The following is a 3,847-nucleotide window of genomic DNA, read 5'->3' as shown; positions in this document are numbered from 1 at the left end:
ACTGCCTGCCCTGAGGCGGCTCGACGCCGGGGCAGGGCGCGGGCGGGGAGCGCTGTCGGTATCGGCTGCACACCTGCCTCGGGCGAGGCCGCCGACCCGGCTGTGCCCGGACCTCACCCGGTGCGACCCCGAGCGGTCCGGACGCTACGGACCTGATGTCGTAGCCGATTCGCCGGTGGCGATGTCCTCCGGTGGCCGCGTGGTTCCTGGTGGAGTCACCCGGCGTGGCCGGGACCGGCTGCGGGTGAGCGAGGTCATGAGGTTCGCCGGTGGATCAGGCGGCCACGGGACCGAGCGGCGCGAAGATCATCGTTACGCTCCGGCCATGGATACCGAGGAGCGGCTGCGGCGGATCCGCCGGTGGCTGTGGATCGTGCTGGTGGGTCTCTTCCTCAGTGGAGCGACCGCGTTCCCGCTGGAGATCGAGGTGCGCTGGCTGCTGCGCGCGCTCGACCCGCTCGCCGACGACCTGCCGGCGCTGGTCGGCTGGATCGAGCGGGTGCACACCGGGCTGGTGGAGACCGGTGACCACTACCCGTTCATGCTCTACGGCACCGACTGGCTCGCCTTCGCCCACCTGGTGCTGGCGGTGGCCTTCTGGGGACCGCTACGGGATCCGGTGCGCAATGTGTGGGTGGTGCAGCTCGGCATGATCGCCTGCGCCGGGATCGTGCCGCTCGCGCTGATCTGCGGGCCGATCCGGGACATCCCGTGGTTCTGGACGCTGGTCGACCTCTCCTTCGCGGTCGGCGCCTTCCCACCGCTCTGGTTCGCCTACCGGCACATCCGGGCGATCGAGGCAGGCGCCGACGCGCCGGCCGCGCCGCCGGTGTCGACGCCGGCGGCCTGACCCCGCCCCGGGCGGTGTGAGTCGTTGACGTCATCAGGTCGGTAGCGTCCGGTGGGCGCTGCGCCCCCGGGCGGGGTGAGTCGTCTACGTCATCAGGTCGGTAGCGTCCCCTTGACGGGGGTGCGCCCCAGGCAGCCCTCGGCGTCGAGCGGCCGTTGCGCCTACCGGCCTCCGCGCCGCCGCCGGGACGGCGCACCGGCCGGGTGCCCGTTCCCCCGCGTAAGGGGAGCGGGCACCCCGGCCGGGCCGGGGGTCAGCGTTGCAGGAGCTGGTGCGCTTCGCGGATCTTCGTCCACGACTTCGGCTGTGCGGGGGCGGCCGCAGCCGTCGCACGGGCGGCCGTGGCCAGTTCCGGACGGCCGGCGGTGAACAGCCAGGTGGTGAAGAACTCGTCCAGGTCCAGTCCGGAGATCCGCTCCGCGAGGGCCTGGAACTGCGCCACCGTGCCGTTGCCGTACCGGTGCTCGGCGGTCCAGGCCGGCAGGATCTCGAAGAACGCCTCGTCGCCGACGGCCAGCCGGAGCTGGTGCAGCGCCATCGCGCCCCGGTCGTAGACCGCGTCGTCGAAGACCCGGTCGGCGCCCGGGTCGCCCGGCAGCACCTGCCAGAACTCGGAGTCCTCCGGATAGGCGGCGTAGGTGAAGTCGAAGAGCTCCTGCGCGGTGCCCTCGCCCTGCTCCTCCGACCAGAGCCACTCGGCGTACGAGGCGAAGCCCTCGTTGAGCCAGATGTCCCGCCACTGCGCGACGGAGACCGAGTCGCCGAACCACTGGTGGGCGTTCTCGTGCACCACCACGTAGGTGTTCGCGCCGCGGCGCCAGAAGCTCGGCCCGTACACCGGGCGGGTCTGCGTCTCCAGCGCGAAGCCGATGCCGTCGATCGGCCCGGCGACGCCGCCCTGGGCCTCGAACGGGTACGGCCCGAAGATGCCGCTCTCCCAGTCGACGATCTCGGCGGTCCGCTCGATGCTGGCCCGCGCGGCCGGCCCGCGCTCGCCCAGCGTGGTGCTGTACGCGTTGATCACCGGCTGTCCGTTCGGCGCGCTGTCGGTGACGATGTCGTACTGGCCGATCGCCAGGAACGCCAGGTAGGTGGCGGCCGGCCTGGTGCTGCGCCAGCCCCACCGCATCCGGTTGCCGGGCTCGGCCAGCGGGGGGCGCGGCTGCACGCCGTTGCTGATCACCTCGACCCCGGCGGGCACCGACACCGAGATGTCGAAGGTGGCCTTGTCCAGCGGGTGGTCGTTGGCCGGGAACCACCACCAGGCCGACTCCGGCTCGTTGACCGCCAGCGCGCCGTCGTCCGTCCGGGTCCAACCGGTGTAGCCGCCGACCAGGGTCTCTGACGGCACGCCGGAGTACTTGACCACGATGGTCAGCAGTTGGCCCTTCGCGATGGCGCGCGGCGCCGTGACCACCAGCTCGTGGGTGCCCTCGCGGGTGTACGCGGCGGACCAGCCGTTGACCCGGACGGACTCCACGTCGAGCAGGAAGTCGAGGTTGAAGCGGGACAGGTCCTGGGTGGCCGTCGCCAGGATGGTGGTGGTGCCGGTGAGCCGGTCGGTGGCCGGCTCGTAGCGCAGGCGGACGTCGTAGTGGCTGACGTCGTACCCGCCGTTGCCGTAGTCGGGGAAGTAGCTGTCGCCCAGGCCCGGGCTGCCGGGCGCCGGTGCGGCGGCGACCGGGACCGGCCGGCCCCAACCCGGTAGGGCGGCCTGGCCGGGGGTGCCGGTCACCAGGGTGCCGGCGGTGGTGACGGTCAGGGCGGCGATGGCCGCCGTGAAAACACGTCGCACGAGGTGGACTCCCTCCGTCGGGGTGTTCGCAGGATCAACCTAATCGACGTTTGTGAACGTGTCCGCCCCGCGCGGTGAGATCAGCTGTTCACTTGATCTAAATGTTTCGATAGCATTACCGGCTAGTAACAAGGCCCAGACCCCTGACCAGCGCGCGGTCACGAGGATCCCACCACCCCTGCTCCGTGGAGGTCCGTGATGCCCCACCGCGCCCTGGCCCGCGCCGTCTCCGCGCTGGTCGCCCTGCTCGCCACCGTCCTCGGCGTCGTGCTCGTCCCCGGCACCGCCCAGGCGGCCACCGTCAACTACGTCGCCCTCGGCGACTCCTACTCCTCCGGGGTCGGCGCCGGCCCGTACGACCTCTCCACCTGCCTGCGCAGCGAGAAGTCGTACGCCCCGCTCTGGGCCGCCGCCAACGCGGTGACCAGCTTCCGGTTCCCGGCCTGCGGCGGCGCGGTCACCGCCGACGTGATCAACAGCCAGGTCAACTCGCTGAGCACCAGCACCACGCTGGTCACCGTCACCATCGGCGGCAACGACGCCGGCTTCGCCGACGTCATCACCAGCTGCCGGTTCGGCAGCACCACCAGTTGCGTGAACGCGGTCAACGAGTCCAAGAGCTTCGCGACCTCGACGCTGCCCGGCCGGCTCGACGCCACCTACGCCGCCATCCGCAACCGGGCCCCCAACGCCCGGCTCGTCGTCCTCGGCTACCCGCGGCTGTTCGAGACCACCTACTGCGGGCTGCTGGCCATGAGCACGTACAAGCGCACCATCCTCAACGAGGCCGCCGACCTGCTCGCCACGATCATCGCCGACCGGGCCCGGGCGGCCGGCGCCACCTTCGCCGACGCCCGTCCCTTCTTCGCCGGTCACGGGGTCTGCGCCGCCGACCCGTGGATCCGGGACGTCTCCGGGGTCATCGAGGCGTACCACCCGAACGCCGCCGGCTACCGGTACGGCTACCTGCCGGCGCTGAACGCGGCGCTCAACTGACCGACGCGCCCCGGCGGCCGGCGGTCCCGTACCGGGCCGCCGGCCGCCGTTGCATCCGTCGCCGACAATGGAGAGTCCGTGGCTGCCCCGGACCCGGCGGAGGTGCACGATGCGAGAACCGACCACCCGGCAGCGGCCCCGGCCGGGCCGGGACCGGCTCCCCACCGGTGGGCCGGAGCTGCTCTCCCTGCTGGCCCGGCTGCTGC

3 protein-coding genes are annotated in these 3,847 nt (G+C 72.3%); 2 read left to right on the top strand and 1 reads right to left on the bottom strand.

Going from position 1 to position 3,847, the window contains the following annotated elements:
- Positions 1-325: 325 nt before the first annotated feature.
- Positions 326-850: a hypothetical protein gene (locus JNW89_RS30340; RefSeq protein ID WP_238451688.1), complete on the top strand. Its 525-nt coding sequence runs from the start codon at positions 326-328 to the stop codon at positions 848-850.
- 253 nt (positions 851-1,103) lie between these two features.
- Here JNW89_RS30340 and JNW89_RS30335 read toward each other — a convergent pair whose 3' ends face one another.
- Entirely contained in the window at positions 1,104-2,645 is a 1,542-nt protein-coding gene (locus tag JNW89_RS30335) for a M1 family metallopeptidase (RefSeq protein ID WP_238451687.1), read from the bottom strand.
- Between the two features lie 198 nt (positions 2,646-2,843).
- Here JNW89_RS30335 and JNW89_RS30330 point away from each other — a divergent pair, with 198 nt between their 5' ends.
- Positions 2,844-3,641 (top strand): SGNH/GDSL hydrolase family protein, encoded by a 798-nt coding sequence (locus tag JNW89_RS30330; protein ID WP_238451686.1) that lies wholly within the window; start codon positions 2,844-2,846, stop codon positions 3,639-3,641.
- Positions 3,642-3,847 lie beyond the last annotated feature (206 nt).

The sequence above is a fragment of the Micromonospora sp. 4G55 genome (assembly GCF_016803375.1).
Note: the sequence above shows the minus strand (reverse complement) of the source record. Positions and strands in the feature narration are given on the sequence as shown.

What these genes read in the sequence shown, in the direction of transcription:
- JNW89_RS30340 (WP_238451688.1), top strand. Translation starts at nt 326, where the DNA reads ATGGATACCGAGGAGCGGCTGCGGCGGATCCGCCGGTGGCTGTGGATC.
- JNW89_RS30330 (WP_238451686.1), top strand. Translation starts at nt 2,844, where the DNA reads ATGCCCCACCGCGCCCTGGCCCGCGCCGTCTCCGCGCTGGTCGCCCTG.